Annotated in this window: 16 protein-coding genes; 7 read left to right on the top strand and 9 right to left on the bottom strand. The window is 47.2% G+C overall.

The window, feature by feature from the left end; all coding sequences use genetic code 11:
- Nucleotides 1-69: 69 nt before the first annotated feature.
- From Pelsub_RS07390 to secG, 5 genes are all read right to left on the bottom strand, one after another.
- A complete protein-coding gene (locus Pelsub_RS07390) occupies nt 70-1,656 on the bottom strand; it encodes a GH3 family domain-containing protein (RefSeq protein WP_116224364.1) in 1,587 nt (528 codons plus the stop codon).
- A 6-nt stretch (nt 1,657-1,662) separates the two neighbouring features.
- Nucleotides 1,663-2,388, bottom strand: coding sequence for a class I SAM-dependent methyltransferase (locus Pelsub_RS07385; protein ID WP_116224365.1), 726 nt, complete (start codon nt 2,386-2,388; stop codon nt 1,663-1,665).
- 98 nt (nt 2,389-2,486) lie between these two features.
- Entirely contained in the window at nt 2,487-3,002 is a 516-nt protein-coding gene (locus Pelsub_RS07380; RefSeq protein WP_116224366.1) for a cob(I)yrinic acid a,c-diamide adenosyltransferase, read from the bottom strand.
- 19 nt (nt 3,003-3,021) lie between these two features.
- Nucleotides 3,022-4,683: an ABC transporter substrate-binding protein gene (locus tag Pelsub_RS07375; RefSeq protein WP_116224367.1), complete on the bottom strand. Its 1,662-nt coding sequence runs from the start codon at nt 4,681-4,683 to the stop codon at nt 3,022-3,024.
- Between the two features lie 77 nt (nt 4,684-4,760).
- The gene (gene secG, locus Pelsub_RS07370; protein WP_116224368.1) at nt 4,761-4,982 is read right to left on the bottom strand and encodes a preprotein translocase subunit SecG; all 222 of its coding nucleotides are present in this window, start codon (nt 4,980-4,982) and stop codon (nt 4,761-4,763) included.
- A 65-nt stretch (nt 4,983-5,047) separates the two neighbouring features.
- Between secG and Pelsub_RS07365 the strand changes: the two genes are divergently transcribed.
- Together Pelsub_RS07365 and Pelsub_RS07360 are read left to right on the top strand one after the other, a co-directional pair.
- Entirely contained in the window at nt 5,048-5,737 is a 690-nt protein-coding gene (locus Pelsub_RS07365) for a CehA/McbA family metallohydrolase (RefSeq protein ID WP_116224369.1), read from the top strand.
- A 144-nt stretch (nt 5,738-5,881) separates the two neighbouring features.
- Entirely contained in the window at nt 5,882-6,115 is a 234-nt protein-coding gene (locus Pelsub_RS07360) for a CehA/McbA family metallohydrolase domain-containing protein (RefSeq protein ID WP_116224370.1), read from the top strand.
- Here Pelsub_RS07360 and Pelsub_RS07355 read toward each other — a convergent pair.
- On the bottom strand, nt 6,112-7,551 hold the full coding sequence (locus Pelsub_RS07355) for an RtcB family protein (RefSeq protein ID WP_116224371.1): 1,440 nt from the start codon (nt 7,549-7,551) through the stop codon (nt 6,112-6,114). The two genes, Pelsub_RS07360 and Pelsub_RS07355, sit on opposite strands and share 4 nt — an antisense overlap.
- 24 nt (nt 7,552-7,575) lie before the next feature.
- On the bottom strand, nt 7,576-7,992 hold the full coding sequence (locus Pelsub_RS07350) for an archease (RefSeq protein ID WP_116224372.1): 417 nt from the start codon (nt 7,990-7,992) through the stop codon (nt 7,576-7,578).
- 18 nt (nt 7,993-8,010) lie between these two features.
- On the opposite strand from Pelsub_RS07350, the gene Pelsub_RS07345 reads away from it, so the two are divergent.
- The 4 genes from Pelsub_RS07345 (at nt 8,011) to Pelsub_RS07330 (ending at nt 12,762) form a co-directional block, all read left to right on the top strand.
- A complete protein-coding gene (locus Pelsub_RS07345; protein ID WP_116224373.1) occupies nt 8,011-8,793 on the top strand; it encodes an FHA domain-containing protein in 783 nt (260 codons plus the stop codon).
- A complete protein-coding gene (locus Pelsub_RS07340) occupies nt 8,790-9,212 on the top strand; it encodes an FHA domain-containing protein (RefSeq protein ID WP_116224374.1) in 423 nt (140 codons plus the stop codon). The genes Pelsub_RS07345 and Pelsub_RS07340 overlap by 4 nt, the downstream gene beginning before the upstream one ends.
- 72 nt (nt 9,213-9,284) lie before the next feature.
- Entirely contained in the window at nt 9,285-10,151 is an 867-nt protein-coding gene (mtnP, locus tag Pelsub_RS07335; RefSeq protein ID WP_116224375.1) for an S-methyl-5'-thioadenosine phosphorylase, read from the top strand.
- Nucleotides 10,152-10,236: 85 nt separating this feature from the next.
- Nucleotides 10,237-12,762, top strand: coding sequence for an FtsW/RodA/SpoVE family cell cycle protein (locus Pelsub_RS07330; protein WP_116224376.1), 2,526 nt, complete (start codon nt 10,237-10,239; stop codon nt 12,760-12,762).
- 3 nt (nt 12,763-12,765) lie between these two features.
- Here Pelsub_RS07330 and tyrS read toward each other — a convergent pair whose 3' ends face one another.
- Nucleotides 12,766-13,983 (bottom strand): tyrosine--tRNA ligase, encoded by a 1,218-nt coding sequence (tyrS, locus tag Pelsub_RS07325; protein ID WP_116224377.1) that lies wholly within the window; start codon nt 13,981-13,983, stop codon nt 12,766-12,768.
- A 109-nt stretch (nt 13,984-14,092) separates the two neighbouring features.
- Here tyrS and Pelsub_RS07320 point away from each other — a divergent pair, with 109 nt between their 5' ends.
- Nucleotides 14,093-14,593, top strand: coding sequence for an HNH endonuclease (locus Pelsub_RS07320; protein WP_116224378.1), 501 nt, complete (start codon nt 14,093-14,095; stop codon nt 14,591-14,593).
- 109 nt (nt 14,594-14,702) lie between these two features.
- Here Pelsub_RS07320 and lgt read toward each other — a convergent pair whose 3' ends face one another.
- Nucleotides 14,703-15,566, bottom strand: a complete 864-nt coding sequence (gene lgt, locus Pelsub_RS07315) for a prolipoprotein diacylglyceryl transferase (protein ID WP_116224379.1) — start codon at nt 15,564-15,566, stop codon at nt 14,703-14,705.
- Between the last annotated feature and the right edge of the window lie 8 nt (nt 15,567-15,574).

Below are 15,574 nucleotides of genomic sequence, written 5' to 3'. Positions count from 1 at the left end.
AGCAGCAGGTAGGATAATATTGCGGCTGATGGAATAATTATTTTTAGCAGGACTTGCATTTAACCTAATTTATCCGAAATTCACCAATTTATCAAATACATCGGCTTTAGGCTGCATGTGTGGCGGTTTCAAATGCGCCAAGTCAGCACCTTCGGCTTTACGACTCTCAATAAAGTGGTTAAAAGCGCCACTGGGTAACGCAGACAATTTAAAATTGTTTTCGCCAAGAATTTCTCTTAGGCCAACATAATCCGGATGAAATTCTATCATTTTCTCTTCAATTCGAGCCTGAGCATCTTTGATATCAATCTCGTGGCCGGGTTTGAATTCGATGAATAGGTGGAAAATCGGTTTGCCATCTTTCGCTTCTTTCCTGGCAGTCCAATCCACGTTTTCAATTCCAGCGGCTTCGATTGTTTCCCAAATCGATTTCTCGGTAAAACGGATCATATTGCCTAAATCAATCAAGTCATCCGCGCGGGAATAAAAACGGAACTGGGGCAGCACACAACCAATCTCTTCGTCACCTATAGACTCAATCGTAATTAAATCTCCTATGCGATAGCGCATGACAATACCGCCTAAGAGATTGGTGAAGACCAGTTCGTAAATTCCGGGCACCAACTCATCTGTTAGGACAGTCTTGGGAGTATATGACGGATCTGCTTTATTTTTCAAATGCTCTTCAAATGGGATAAACTCGTAGAAATCGACATCCGGGAATAAGGTCATGCCTTTGTAATTCCAGGCTTGCAGGCTCTGCATGCCACCTTCCGTGCTGGCATACCCTTCAAGAGGTTCCCGGCCCCAATAGTGCGCCACACGTTCACGATAGATGTCCGTATCCGTACCGCCTGCCATAACGCCTTTTAATTTCCAGATATCGCGTGGAAGAATGTTACGGTGCTGGCTTTTAGCTATCAACATTCCGCGTAACAGCTTAAAAATCGTCGTTAATTTCATTCCCTTTAAGGAAGTATTCCCCGTACCACCCTCCTCAAAGCGCTCACCCATCTTTCCCAAAACACTGGCCAGACCATAAAAATAATCAATACCCGTATCCATTCCCATTCTGAAACCAGCGGAAATTCTGTCGCTGAAATCCATTTTCTCGCCTACTTCGATGGGAGGCACAAAACGAACATCTATGATATCCGCCGTTGCATGGCTGACATATCCGGAGGTGTATGGCAGCGGTGCCGTACCCAGCAGCAACACATCATTTGGTTCTACCCGCACGTCCCCTTTGTATTTTGCGGAAGACAAAATCATGGCAGTTAATGCAACTTCGCCATAGCGTTCATACATTCTATCGGTCAGGGGAATCCATTTTTGTACACCTGATCTGCCGGAAGTGTGCGACCAGCGGTAATTTCCCTTTGGCAGGATAGATTCATCGCGATCTTTAAGCAAATCGATGTAATCATCGTAGGTGGTTAGAGGTATTCTCTCGCGAAATTCCTGCACCGATTTAGGAACACTTTTCCCATAAAAATGCCTTCCAATCTCACTGTCTTTCAATATATTAAATTGTTCAAACAGTAAGCGTTCCTGGATTTTCATATACTCTTTAATACTAAGGTCAAAGTGGCCGCAATATCGAGACCAAAGCTTATCCCTTTGTGATTCACGAATTAAATCTGATGCTATTGTCATTTTTTACTACTCCTCTGGTTTTTCAAATTTCATGGTGATTGGATTAGGCGCCCAAAACTTTTTTGACTTCAATTCCTGGATATTGATATTAATAAAGCCCTCCGCCTCTGCGATTGAAGTCCATTCAGTAGTTGTATGAATATTGGCAATAGCCGATGATTCAGCGATAGCCCGTGAATAATTTTCCGTAATCAAAAAGTACATGAAAGCAATGGATTTAATAAAGAAACGGATAATCCCGTTTTTCCATTTAGAGGAACCGCCCGCGTCGGCCAAATGTGCCACGCCGCCAGGTTTAAGCGAGGTAAAAATATTCGTAAGCAGCAGATCCGCGTTCATGTGGTGTGTTGCCAAACAGCAAATCGCCCGGTCGATACTAGCCGGCTTTAAGGGCATTTCATGCGCGGAAGCACAAATTAATTCCGGCCTCTCATACTTATCACTATTCGGGATATTCCTGCCGGCATTGTGCAGCATGTGAAAGGTTAAATCCAGTCCGATAATTTTCTTAAAGGGTTTCCGATGCCGGATAAGATAAGATGGAATAAAAGCGGTGCCGGTTGCGATATCGAGGATGATATCTTCTGAATTGGTTTGCAGCCCTTCCAGAAATTCGCCCACGAAATTCTCGTAAGTAAACCCCCAAAATCGGGTCAACTCACTGTTCATCAAGCTCTCATAACGGGGAGCCATCTCTGAAAAAGTTTCAATAATATGTTGTTGTTCTTCCAAGCTCACATCCTTTAAATAACAATAAATATGTCCGCCCTCCGAACAACTAGGAGATTATAGCTTATATTATATCTATTGCCAATTGTTTTGGAAAATTTTCACATAAGATCCATGTGAAGACGCATAAGGAAGAAAAGTGATGAGAGTCTGTTCAATACAGCTGAAATGGATTTATCCATATTGGGAGTTATCTCTCGATAGTCCACTGCCCGGCGTTCTGCTCTCCTGACAATCGTACGAGCCATATCCAGAGCCGCACCCACACTAGTCTTTCCGGAAAAGACAAATTGTTTGGGATTTTCAATATCTCCCCCATAGTACTCAATACGCTCTTCAATCCATTCAAGAAACTTCGCCAGGCCAATTTGGCTGCCGTCAGCTGAGAGAGGAAAACCGGCGATAACACCCATCAGGCCGGAAATATTTTTTTGAAGATACAACAGATCATCATTGAGCGATTTATCTTCACAGAAGCTAATTGCCAAGCCCAGCGCAGCGTTCAATTCATCCAGTGTTCCGATCAGTTCAAAGGCAGCATTGTTTTTAGCAATTGGGATGCCGTCCATCAAGGATGATTTTCCCTCATCTCCCTTACCGCTGAAAAACCATCTCATCTTACCTCTTTTGGATTAATTATTCCGTAGAAGTTTGCGCGAGTAAATACCATTCGCTAATGTTGTTGAATCTGTCGCCGGTATCATACCAGGATCCCAGGCGGATACCCTGTACGGATTTATCCACAGCGAAATTGTAAACCGGATAAAACAAAGGCAATGCCGGTAATTCTTCGGAAAAAACTACCTGGAAATTTCGATACAGTTTGGCTCGTTCGCCGGTTTCCCGCAGTACACGCCCTTCTTCCAGGTATTGGCTCACAATTCGGTTCTCCCATTGCGAGTAATTTTGTCCGCCGGTTTGTTGGGCTTGATCCCAGAATGGGTATGGATCCGGATCGGGTGATCGCGAGTAGTTGATATCTATTAACGCCGCCTCGTAAGTCAATGGCTGCAAATGATCCAGTATTAGGGCATCGTATGATACGGGGACCAATTCAACCTCAACACCAATCTTCTTCCAATCCGATTGAATCGCTTCCGCCAGTTGGGTATGATAAGCATCGTTAGGGTGAATCATACGGAATGATAGCTGTTCGCCATCCTTACTGCGCACTGTCGCACCCTCTTGTTCGAGCGTGTAATCAGCCTCTTTTAATAAACTTTCGGCTGCTGCCACATCCTGATCAACCCGCGAAACACTGCTGTAATAGGCCCAGTTACTCGGCAGCACCGGTACATCGGCAATTACACCCTGCCCGCCCAAAATCCGATCGATCATGCCGCGCCGATCCAGCGCCATCAGCAGCGCCCGGCGGATATTCTCATCCTGTAAAAACTTTACGTCGGAATTGTTCAGGTTGAAAAGGATAATGGAAAATTTGGGTTCCACGGCACTATAAAGCGCAATTTCCGAATTAGCCAAAACCTGTGGAAGAATATCCGTGGTTACCTGGCTGATACCCTGCACAGTGCCTTCTTCATAAGCGGAATAAGCGCTCTGCGCATCGCTGTAATATCGGAAAACAAAATCATTAATGTAAGGTGTATTCAGATAATAATTTGAATTAGAGGATAGAACCACACCCTGGATCTTTCCCTCTTCAACCAGCAGACTCTCGAATTTATACGGGCCGCTGCCAACCGGGCTCAGGTTGAATTGCGAATTAATAATTTCCGCGTAGGTCATTCCACCCAAAAGGTGTTTGGGCAAAATTCCAAAATCCAGATAATCCATGAAAGGTGAAAAAGCTTCCGGCAGCTGGAATTGCACCAGGTTATCGCTGAGGGCGGTGACCTGAACTGTATTCCAGATTTCTTTAATATCATCGGGAAGTACGGAATCCGGATCGCGCAGCAAATCAACGGTGAAAACCACATCCTCAGCCGTTACCGTTTGTCCGTCATGCCATTTCGCGTTTTCACGTAATTGGAAGTTGTAGGTTAAGCCATCATAAGAAATTCCCCAGGTTTCAGCCAGATCGCTCTTTGGCAGCCCTTTATCATCGAACTTGATCAGACTGCTGAAAATCAATCGATCCACGTCGCGGTCGGCTGAGTTGTAATAATCCAGTGCAGGGTTCAACCGCTGCATACTACCGATCAATGCTTCAGTGTAAACACCGCCGCTGGTGGGTACAGGGGAAACTAAACGGAAACCGGTTTGTTCGCTGAGGAGAAGCAAACCCATCACAATTCCTGTTACAAGAATGATGATGATTTGCCAACGGAATTTCTTCATATCTGAATGATTTTACATTAAAAAGGGCATTCTTCCGAATACAAAAGAAGATGCCCTTAATAATCAGGTGGATTAAATCAGCTAATCGCGATCGTTGCCAACACCAAAATCACAAATACAATCGCTAAAATGATGGTGACCCAGAACAAGGTTTTTTCAATCCCACGACGTGATCCGTACGTGGTGGCCATGTCCTGACCGGTTAAGCCGCCTAAACCAACACCCTTATTCTGCAATACAACGCTGAGAATAAGCGCTACTGAAGTTATAATCAATGCGATTTGAAAAAAAGTTACCAACCTAACCTCCAATGATTGTGAAAACAGAAAGGATTATACCTTTTATTTAGGCTAAACGTCAACTCATGGAAGAAATCATCACCAGCATCCATATCCATTCCGTATACTCGGATGGGTTAAAAACACCTCCTCAAATCGCCAAAGAGGCCGCGAAATATCGTGTGGACGTGATCATGATGACCGATCACAATGTTTTTCCAACGGGATTCAACGGCTATTACAATGCCGACGGCCGCCGTGTCCTGCTGATGACGGGCGAAGAAATCCACGATAAGAACCGCCAACCCCAGAAAAACCACATGCTCGCGTTGGGCATTAAGCAAGACCTATCCCCCGCCGCGCACGACCCGCAGAAGCTAATCGATGCCATCCGGTCAGATGGCGGTCTTTCTTTTATCGCGCATGCCTACGATCCTGAACTGCCCATTATCGATGAGGCCGACCTTTCCTGGGTAGATTGGCAGGTGCGTAATTTCACCGGCCTGGAAATTTGGAATAACCTCAGCGAATTGAAAATCCGTGTAACGAATAACCTGCAGGTCGTTTTATTCGCGCTCTTTCCGCAACTCATGGCCCTGGAGCCGCCCGCGCAGATCCGCGCCATTTGGGATCGGATGCTCAATGAAGGCCAGCACACCTACGCCATCGGCGGTGTGGATGCCCACACCTTTCACTTTGATTTCGGGCCTATTAAATTGGAAGTCTTTCCCTATGCCTATCACTTCTGTAGTATTCACACCCACATCTTGCTGTAGGAAGGACTCAGCGGAGAAGCTGAAAAGGACAGTCAGAAAATTATCAGCGCGCTAGGTCAAGGCCGCGCTTTCATCGGCTATGACCTGCCCCACACCACACGCGGTTTCCGTTTCTTCGCTGCTTCGGACAAAGGCAAGCTTGAAATGGGTGAAAGCGGAAGTTTTGAAGACGGCCAACAATTAACCGTTCATCTGCCCGCTCCGGCTGAATGCAGATTGATCCGCGATGGCAGCCTGGTCGATTCAAGGAAAGTCACACAGGATTATTCCTGGCCGATAACGCAGCCAGGCGTTTATCGTCTGGAATGCTACCGGCACTATCTGGGGAAGAAGCGCGGTTGGATTTTCAGTAATCCAATTTGGATTACTGAAAACTAACCCTTGATGACGGCCAACGGCACCAGCCGCGCCACACTCCGGCCCAGGCCGGTGCCCTCGATGCATTCAATCACGCGGTCAATATTCTTATACGCCCGCGGCGCCTCTTCAGCTAATCCACGCAGTGAACCCGCTTGCACGAAAATTCCGCGCGCTGCCAATTCCTCTCGCAGCTGTCCGCCGTTGACTTCTTTCTTGGCCTGTGTGCGGCTGAGCACACGTCCGGCGCCGTGGCTGCACGATCCGAAGGATTTGAGCATAGCGCTTTCAGTTCCCACCAGTACCCAGGAACTGGTTCCCATGCTGCCCGGCACCAATACCGGTTGTCCGATTTTTTGATATTGCTGCGGCAGATCCGGATGGCCCGGGGCAAAAGCGCGCGTGGCTCCTTTGCGGTGCACACAGACGCGAACCGATTGTCCGCCAATTCGGTGCGTTTCAATTTTGCCAATGTTGTGCGCCAAATCGTAAACATTGCGCAAATGATATCCGGGGAAACAATCTTCAAAAGTCTGCCGGACTGCGTAAGCCAAAACCTGCCGGTTGCAGAAGGCGTAATTCGCAGCCGCCCGCATGGCCGACAAATAAGCGCGCCCTTCCGTGGAGTTCAAAGGCGCGCACACCAGCTCGCGATCCGGCAGTTGGATGTGGTATTTGGCTGCAACGGCCTGAAATTGATGGACAAAATCCGTGCAAACCTGGTGGCCGAAGCCGCGCGAACCGGAATGCAGTTGGATAGCTATACTTCCCTTATGAAGACCCATGACCGCCGCCGCCTGCTCATCGAAGACCTGTTCAACATAATCCACTTCGATAAAATGGTTGCCGGAGCCCAACGATCCAATCTGTTCCGCGCCGCGTTCAGAAGCGCGCCGACTGACTGCGGCCCAATCCGCGCCCGCAATACAGCCGCCATCTTCGCTGGTCTCGATATCCTCCCGGTCGGCAAATCCGTTTTTCAAAGCCCAACCACTGCCCTGCTCACAGATGCGCCTCAATTCCTTGGCTTGTACCTGTACGATGCCCTTCTCGCCCACCCCGCTGGGGCAAGCCTGATACAGCAGCCGCGTAAAATCTTCCAATAAATGCTCGGCTGCCTGCCTGGGCAAATCGCTGGCCATCAAACGCACGCCGCAGTTGATATCGTATCCAATCCCACCCGGTGAAATTACGCCCTCCTGCACGTCCGTAGCAGCCACACCGCCAATGGGAAAACCATACCCCTGATGCACATCCGGCATGACGCAAACGCTGCCCACCAATCCGGGCAATGAAGCGGCATTGACAGCTTGGTCTAAAGAACGATCCTGCAAGGCAGCTTTCAGCATGATTTCATCCGAAAATATCCTGACCGGTACGCGCATCCAGGGCTGAACAGATCGGCTGATCTCCCATTCATAGGTATTGATCTTTTCTATCTGCTTGAGATCCATTATGTTTCCTTAATTAATTATTACAGGTTAAAGATCAAATACAAGCCGGGTGTGGTAGCTGCCATTTTCTTTATTAATCTTTAATTCATGATATGTGACTGCCTTGACCTCACGCTGCCTGGATAAAACAGGAACTACCTTGAGATCCGCCTCAAGATGATTCTCATGGATGGTAAGGGAAAATTGATTCACCACGCGACCTTCCTCGACCCTGTAAAGCAGTTCAGTCAGAAATACAACCAACAACCCTTCCCGGTCAATATCATCCAACGTAATATGGATTTCTTCCAGGTCGGTAGTCCCTTTACGGATGCCCAGAATATGATATAAACCCATTGCGGCATTGATAAACATTTCAGGAAGATTCGGCGCGAAGACATCCAATGCGATGTCGGCCTTATGGGGAACTTCTTTGAATCCGGAAAATGGGCGTTCAGCGTCCATCACTTATAATTATACGATATGAAGATTGACCTGCAAAAAATCGAAAATACGCTAAAGGATTTCTTTGAGAAAGACTTACGAATTGTCGCTCATAAAAATCCACTGCAAAACATTACGGATGAGTTGATTTCCGTAATGGATAATAATCTTAAAATAATTGGCGACAAGGTATTTGCACCCAATGTCTTTCGAGTATCCATCCGCGACAAGAAACTCATGGATGACGATGATATGAAGGAATGGAAGAAATACGCACAGGAAATTATCCGGGATATTGCCAGGGATAATGCCCTTCAATTGGCGGGTCCACTGCATATCCAGGTTTTCTACAATCCCAAGCTGGATAAAGAATTTAATATCACAGTAACCAATTCGTCCATCCCCTCAGGCAAGACTGTCAACCTGTATAGCGAGAATAATAGTGAAGAGCAGCCTGAAGTCATTACAGACGGTTATTTAATCACTGCGGACGATAATTATTACCAGATCGTTAAATTGATCACAACCATTGGCCGCCGAGAGGATAATGACCTGGTAATTGATAACCTGCGTATTTCAAGAGTTCACGCTCAAATTCGTCAGATCAAAAACAAGCATGTCTTGTTTGATCTGGATTCAACCTCCGGCACAAAGGTAAATGGCGTTAAAATTCATCAACATACCCTTAATCATGGGGATGTAATTGAAATTGCCGACGTACCAATCATTTACGGAACTAATCAGGATTTTATTCCCGAAGAGGAAAATAAAAGTAAAACCCGAATATTATCCTCAAAAAAAGAAATGAAGATTAAGAAATGAGTGCTGTTATCGTTTTAATCCTGCGGGCTTTGATTGCTGTCGCCCTGTTTGCTTTTTTAGGTTTGGTTATTCTGGTATTATGGAAAGACCTGCAGCAAACGATCAGGAAGAGCGTTGAATATCAAATCTCTCCAATATATCTGACCCTGCCCGAAAGCGGTTTGGCGTACAGCTTCAGTCAACCGGAAGTCTACATCGGTCGAGAAGCACAGGCTGACTTGCAGATTCCCGACGATACCCTCTCGGCACTGCATACGCGTTTTTTCTTTAAAAACAATCATTGGATGGTTGAAGACTTGCAATCGACCAATGGGACTTACCTGAATGAGGAAAGGCTATCTACGCCCTCGGTTTTGGTGGAAGGCGACGAAATCAATTGCGGTAAAGTTCAAGTCTTAATCAGTTTCATTCAGAGCTGAATGGATCCAGTTGTCTTATAATGTACAGGATTATACAAAAAGTCTTATCAGCACAATCAATGGAGTGAGAAAATGGAAAACAAACCTGTCTTGGCAGTAATTGGCGGATCAGGCCTGTATAACTTTCCTGCTTTGAAAAATACCCAATCCCTGGAAATCGAAACTCCTTTCGGCATGCCCAGCTCACCGATCATCACCGGCGATTTATCCGGCCGAAAAGTGGCATTTTTAGCTCGGCACGGTATCGGTCATGTATATCTGCCCTCCGAAGTGAATTATCGCGCCAATATTTACGCACTCAAATCCCTGGGTGTGAATCGCATCGTCAGCATTTCAGCCTGCGGTTCCCTGCGCGAAGACTATTCACCCGGCCATATTGTTATCCCCAGCCAATTGGTTGATTTGACCCACAAACGCGAACGCTCATTCTTTGGCAATGGTATTGTGGCGCATATCGGCTCAGCCGATCCGTATTGTGAGAAGTTATCAAATATGGCTTACACTGCCCTGCTGGACAGCGGCGCCACCATCCATAAAGGCGGCACATATATCACCATTGAAGGACCGCGCTTTTCCACCAAAGCCGAATCCAATCTATACCGCGAATGGGGAATGTCTATCATTGGAATGACCGCCTGCCCTGAAGCCATGCTGGCGCGTGAAGCAGAAATTTGCTATACCACCATGGCGCATGTAACCGATTATGACGTCTGGCATGTCAGCGAAGAACCCGTCACGGTTGAAATGGTAGTGAGAGTACTTCAGAAAAACACACAGATTGCCCAGGAATCGATTCAACGCATGGTGGAAATGCTTCCAGAGGAGAATGATTGCAATATTTGTCCGCATTTGTTAAATAACGCGATTATGACCCAACCTGATAAGATCTCACCGCAGGTAAGAAAAAAACTTGATATTCTGATCAATAAGTATATTTAAAGTGTTTATCTTTCCGACTACGAAAAATCCAAAAAGCACCTTGCAAAGCCGGTTATTTCTAATAGCCGCACTGGTGCTTTTTCTGATGGCAGCCGCTTTGACCCTTTCCCCAGCGGTAAAATACCGCTCATGGAACGCCGATTTGAGATGGGCGCATTGGGCCGCTTATTTCATTTGGCTGGCAGGCGCCAGCCTGATTCACCGCATCACCATAAAAAACCTCAACGATTGGGACGCCATCATCCTGCCAACCGCCTTTTTATTGGTCGGCTGGGGAATGCTTACCATTTGGCGGTTAAGCTTCGTCTTTGGCATCCGTCAAACATTATGGTACATGCTGGCAATCATCCTCGGTTTTTTTGTGCTCCGCTCCGAGAATTTTCTTGATACGCTAAAAAAGTATAAATATGTCATATTAATACTTGGCCTGATTTTGGCTGTGCTGACCTTTTTCTTCGGGACGTATCCCGGCGGAGAAGGCCCCAAGCTATGGCTTGGTTTCCACGGGATTTATTTCCAGCCATCCGAACCGCTCAAATTAATTCTGATAGTTTACCTGGCTGCTTTCTTTTCTGAAAAATATTATCTGAAATTCGACATCCTGCAAACAATCCTGCCCACCCTGATCCTGGTCGCCACAGCCTTATTCATCCTGGTAGGACAACGCGACATGGGCACGGCATTGATTTTTATTGTGATTTACATTGGGATGCTCTATATCATTTTTGGGAAGAAGCGTATCCTGGGAATCGGCGCGATCATCGTCGGGTTGGCAGCGGTAACCGGATATCTTTTTATTGACCTGATTCGCATCCGTTTCCAGGCCTGGGTGGAACCGTGGCTTGACCCGCAATCGGGTTCCTACCAAATCATCCAATCGATTATCGCTATTGCCGCCGGCGGCCTGTTCGGCAGCGGTTTTGGCATTGGATATCCCGGTCTGGTCCCCGTTCCTCATTCCGATTTCATCTATGCCTCGATTGTGGAAGAAACCGGTCTGGTCGGCGCTATCGCTTTAATCAGTTTGTTTACTATTCTGCTTTTCCGCGGCATGCAGACGGCCATTCGCACCAATAGTAAGTTCTACCGTTTTTTGGCTTCCGGTATCAGTATTTTTATTACCTTCCAAACTGTTCTGATCATCGGTGGAAATATCCGCCTGCTGCCAATCACGGGTGTTACCCTGCCGTTTATTTCTTACGGCGGATCGTCGCTGCTCACTTCGACGCTGTCGCTCTTTCTTCTGACCAAAATCAGCTCCACGCCTAAAACGGAACAGGTTCGTGCCACACAGGATCCCATTTCGCTGCGGAACATCACCGTCTTGCTATCAACCGCAATGGTTCTCTTGACTCTGGTTACCGGTTGGTGGGCAATCATTCATTCAAGCGATCTGCAATTGCGTCAGGATAATCCCCGTAACTTAATCGCTTCCCGTTTCGTGAAAAGAGGCTCATTCCTTGATCGGAATGATTACAAGCTCACTACCAACACAGGCCAAATTGGTCATTATCGTCACGAAATCCTGTATCCGGACCTCAGTAACACGATAGGTTACTATGATTACACCTACGGAATCAACGGCTTGGAGGCGAAATACGATAATTATCTCAGCGGGCAAGCAGGTTATCCCTCTTTTGATACCTGGTTCAACTATTTACTATACGATCAGCCCCTGCCCGGTCTGGACGTAAAACTCACCCTGGACCTCGATAAACAAAAAATCCTGGATACCATGTTAAAAGGACACCAGGGGGCGGCAGTCGTTATGAACGCATCCACGGGTGAAATTCTGGCTCTCGCCAGCTTTCCTTCGTTTAATGCCAATAGTCTGGAAGAAAATTGGCAATCCTGGAATTCAGACGGCACTTCGCCATTTCTAAATCGCGTTACTCAGGGTGCCTACCCTTTGGGTGAATTATTATCAGCGTTCCTAATCGCGGATAATAATTCCGTATTGAAGGATGATTTTGGTACAGCTGCATCCACAAACGGAAAGGATTTATGCGCGGTAGGGGAAAGCAGCCCCGAGTTATGGTCCCAGGCAATCAGTCAAGGCTGCCGTAGTGCTCTGAAAGAGATATTGAATGATAAGTCCAGCGACGTGGTCATTCAAGCACTTTCCAGATACGGCCTGAACGCGTCCATTGACATTGGCTTGCCGTTAAATAAGACTCAGGAGCTGGGACAAGTAGAAAATTGGCAGGAATTACTTTATGGGGTTAATCGTATTCGCGTAAGTCCGCTGCAAGTCGCTTACGCTTTCAGCGTTTTCAGCAATACCGGGCTGCAGCCTACACCGGCCTTGCTTTCCGCCTATAAAACCGCCAAGGATGGCTGGGTAGCCTCAGAAATCAGCCAGGGAGCACAAGTTATTTCGACCGAAACCGCACAGGATATCAGCCGCCTGCTGGCTTCGGAGGAGATCTCCGGTTGGGAAATGTCTGCCAATGCCCAGGACGAGAATGGAACTTATTCCTGGTACGTGGCCGGTACACCTTCATTAGGCAGCAGTAATCCGTTGGTCATTGTTGTGGTAACCGAAGAAGACAACGCGGAAGATCTGCGTTGGATTGGCCGGCAGATTTTTAAATTGGTTACAGAATCTTGAGAATTACTTCGCCTTTACCAGCCGGACAAATTTCCGTTTGCCAACCTGCAGTACGCCTTCGCTCAACTCCGCGTTCCAATCCGTTACGAGTTCTTCGTTTAGCTTGACGGCGTTTTGGGTGATCATATTGCGTCCATCCGTGCGGCTTTTTACCATTCCGGCGTCCACCAGGACGTCCAGGCATTTCTGTCCGGGAGTCAACACGAATTCATCCATTTCATCCGGGATGGATTTTTGCTGGAATTTGACAACGAAATCTTGTTCCGCTGCTTTTGCCTTTTCTTCGCCATAAAAAGCTTCGGTGACTTCGGAAGCCAGGGCCATTTTTGCATCGCGTGGGTGTAAACTGCCGGCTTGCATGGCCTTTTCCATTTCAGCAACTTTTTCCGGCGTCCAACGCGTTACCAGGCGGAAATAAACCGGCATGCAATTGTCCGGAATACTCATCATTTTCCCGTACATATCTTCCGGGGTGGTATTAATAGGCACATGGTTGCCCAGGGATTTACTCATCTTTTCCACACCGTCAGTGCCGGGCAGGATGCTTAGGCAAATAGCAATATTAGGCTGGGCCCCAAGCGCTGTCATAACTTTGCGCGCCGCTGTAACAATGTTGAAGAATTGGTCGGTCCCGCCCACCTGCACGTCCGCTTTCAAACTGTAGGCATCGTACCCCTGCATTACCGCGTAGAGGGTTTCGTGCAGGTAGACTGCATCGCCGCGTTCCCAGCGCAACTTGAATTTTTCACGGCTGAGGAACTGCTGCACGGTGAAGTTCTGTGTAAGACGGATGATTTCCGCAAAATTCAACTTGGAAAGCCATTCCGAATTGTAGCGAATGATGGTTTTCTTGGGATCAAGAATACGGAAAGCCTGTTCCGCATACGTGTTGGCATTGGCTCGAATTTCTTCTTCTTTTAATATTGGCCGCGTAACATCTTTATCGGAGGGGTCGCCAATTAATGCGGTGTAATCCCCAATCAGAAAGGTGACTTCGTGACCGAATTCCTGAAATTGCTGTAGTTTGCGCATGGTTACGGTATGGCCGAGGTGCAAATCCGCTTTGGTGGGGTCATAACCGCAATAAATTCTAAGAGGGCGATTTTCTTTTTCTGCTTGCACCAAACGATCATGCAATTCAGTTCGCATAACCTTTTTTACTTCTTCATCGCCGTATTCCGTGCCTTGCATCAGTACGGCTACTTGATCTTCTATGCGCACACTAGCCTCCAGTGAATGAAATAATGCTAGATTATACCAGCCGGCTGTAAACCGGAACACCGAGAATTTAAGAAAATCTTACGTGCTATAATCACCGCAGGTTGTTACCATGGAAAGCGTCTTAGTACTGAACGCAAATTATGAACCACTAAATATTTGCAATATGCACAAAGCGGTCTGCCTGATGGTGATGGACAAAGCCCAGTTGGTGATGAATGGCAGGGGCGAAATTCGCACTGTAGACCGATCATATCCACGTCCCTCCGTGATTCGCCTGGAGACAATGGTGCACCGCCCCCACCCAAAGGTCAAATTGACCCGCAAAGAAATATTCAGACGTGATAATTACACCTGCCAGTATTGCGGGAGTACCACGCGCACGTTAACTATCGATCACGTTCTGCCCCGCCATTTGGATGGTCCGCATAATTGGGAAAATGTCGTTACGGCATGTTCAATATGCAACCACGAAAAAGGCGGGCGCACACTGGAACAATCCGGGATGGTATTGCGAAAAAAACCTGTGGAACCGTCTGCTTCCGCGCTATACCTTTATAACCACTACCTTCCTGAAAATCAGGAATGGGAACAGTTCCTGCAAGGTTGGTAATGCTCCGCCGCTCCCTCCAAGAGAAAGCTCCGCGATCGTCAAACTCAGTTATCGGTCTTAAATAGAAAAGAGGCCTCCTATAGAGACCTCTTTGTATTGAGTCTATTTTTTAGGCTTCTTTGTTCTTATCTTCCGAATCAGTTTCCAACGTTTCTACAGCAGTTTCCATCTCGCCATCCGCGATTTGCCTCCGGGCCCGCAGATGATTGAAAATCAACATCCAGGTTGCAAAAACCGCCACGCATGCCATGATAATTTGATTGACATTGACACCGCCCACGTAGGAAGCATCCAGACGGATGAACTCAAGCAAGAAACGCCCCACCGGATAGACAATCAGATAGATATACAGCAAATCACCGGGCAGCAGCTTATCCTCTTTCGCCCTTCCCAGGAACATTAGCAGGAAGAAGTTAAACAGGTTCCAGATGGATTCATACAAGAACATGGGATGGAAGCGGCTGAATTCCTCATAGCCGGCTAAACGATGGGCAGGATCAATATAAATTGCCCAAGGCAGGCTGCTTGGCGGACCGTAAAGCTCCTGATTGAAGAAATTACCCCAACGTCCAACAGCTTGTGCCAACGCAAGGCCGGGCACAATGATATCCGCCCATGTGAGGAAATTCAAGCCTTTGCGCTTGGTGTAGATCAGCAGCGCCAAAAGGCCGCCGATCACGGCGCCGGGAATGCCCAGCCCGCCGTTGCGGGTATTCAGGATCTCCAACGGATGCGCGAAATAATATTCCGGGCCAACACCCATTGATTGGGAGGGAGTAAAGACGTGCCACAGGCGCGCGCCTACGATTCCAAGGATAAGCAGCCAGGGAACAATATCCCATACATTTTCGCTATCCAGCTCACGCCGCTCGGCTTCTTTGATCGCCACCCAAACAGCGGCCAATACGCCAACCATAATAATAATGCCGTAAAAATAGATTTTTAACGGCCCAATTGTTATTCCATCAGGCATAATACTTT

It is taken from the genome of Pelolinea submarina (assembly GCF_003966975.1).
In the GTDB taxonomy this organism is placed as follows: domain Bacteria; phylum Chloroflexota; class Anaerolineae; order Anaerolineales; family Anaerolineaceae; genus Pelolinea; species Pelolinea submarina.
The sequence above is the reverse complement of the archived record's forward strand: the minus strand, read 5'-3'. Positions and strand labels throughout refer to the sequence as shown.

Coding starts and splice junctions, on each gene's coding strand:
- Pelsub_RS07340 (WP_116224374.1), top strand. CDS start 8,790: ATGAGTGCTGTTATCGTTTTAATCCTGCGGGCTTTGATTGCTGTCGCC.
- lgt (WP_116224379.1), bottom strand. CDS start 15,566: ATGCCTGATGGAATAACAATTGGGCCGTTAAAAATCTATTTTTACGGC.
- Pelsub_RS07375 (WP_116224367.1), bottom strand. CDS start 4,683: ATGAAGAAATTCCGTTGGCAAATCATCATCATTCTTGTAACAGGAATT.
- Pelsub_RS07365 (WP_116224369.1), top strand. CDS start 5,048: ATGGAAGAAATCATCACCAGCATCCATATCCATTCCGTATACTCGGAT.
- mtnP (WP_116224375.1), top strand. CDS start 9,285: ATGGAAAACAAACCTGTCTTGGCAGTAATTGGCGGATCAGGCCTGTAT.
- Pelsub_RS07330 (WP_116224376.1), top strand. CDS start 10,237: ATGGCAGCCGCTTTGACCCTTTCCCCAGCGGTAAAATACCGCTCATGG.
- Pelsub_RS07320 (WP_116224378.1), top strand. CDS start 14,093: ATGGAAAGCGTCTTAGTACTGAACGCAAATTATGAACCACTAAATATT.
- Pelsub_RS07380 (WP_116224366.1), bottom strand. CDS start 3,002: ATGAGATGGTTTTTCAGCGGTAAGGGAGATGAGGGAAAATCATCCTTG.
- Pelsub_RS07360 (WP_116224370.1), top strand. CDS start 5,882: ATGGGTGAAAGCGGAAGTTTTGAAGACGGCCAACAATTAACCGTTCAT.
- Pelsub_RS07350 (WP_116224372.1), bottom strand. CDS start 7,992: ATGGACGCTGAACGCCCATTTTCCGGATTCAAAGAAGTTCCCCATAAG.
- Pelsub_RS07390 (WP_116224364.1), bottom strand. CDS start 1,656: ATGACAATAGCATCAGATTTAATTCGTGAATCACAAAGGGATAAGCTT.
- Pelsub_RS07345 (WP_116224373.1), top strand. CDS start 8,011: ATGAAGATTGACCTGCAAAAAATCGAAAATACGCTAAAGGATTTCTTT.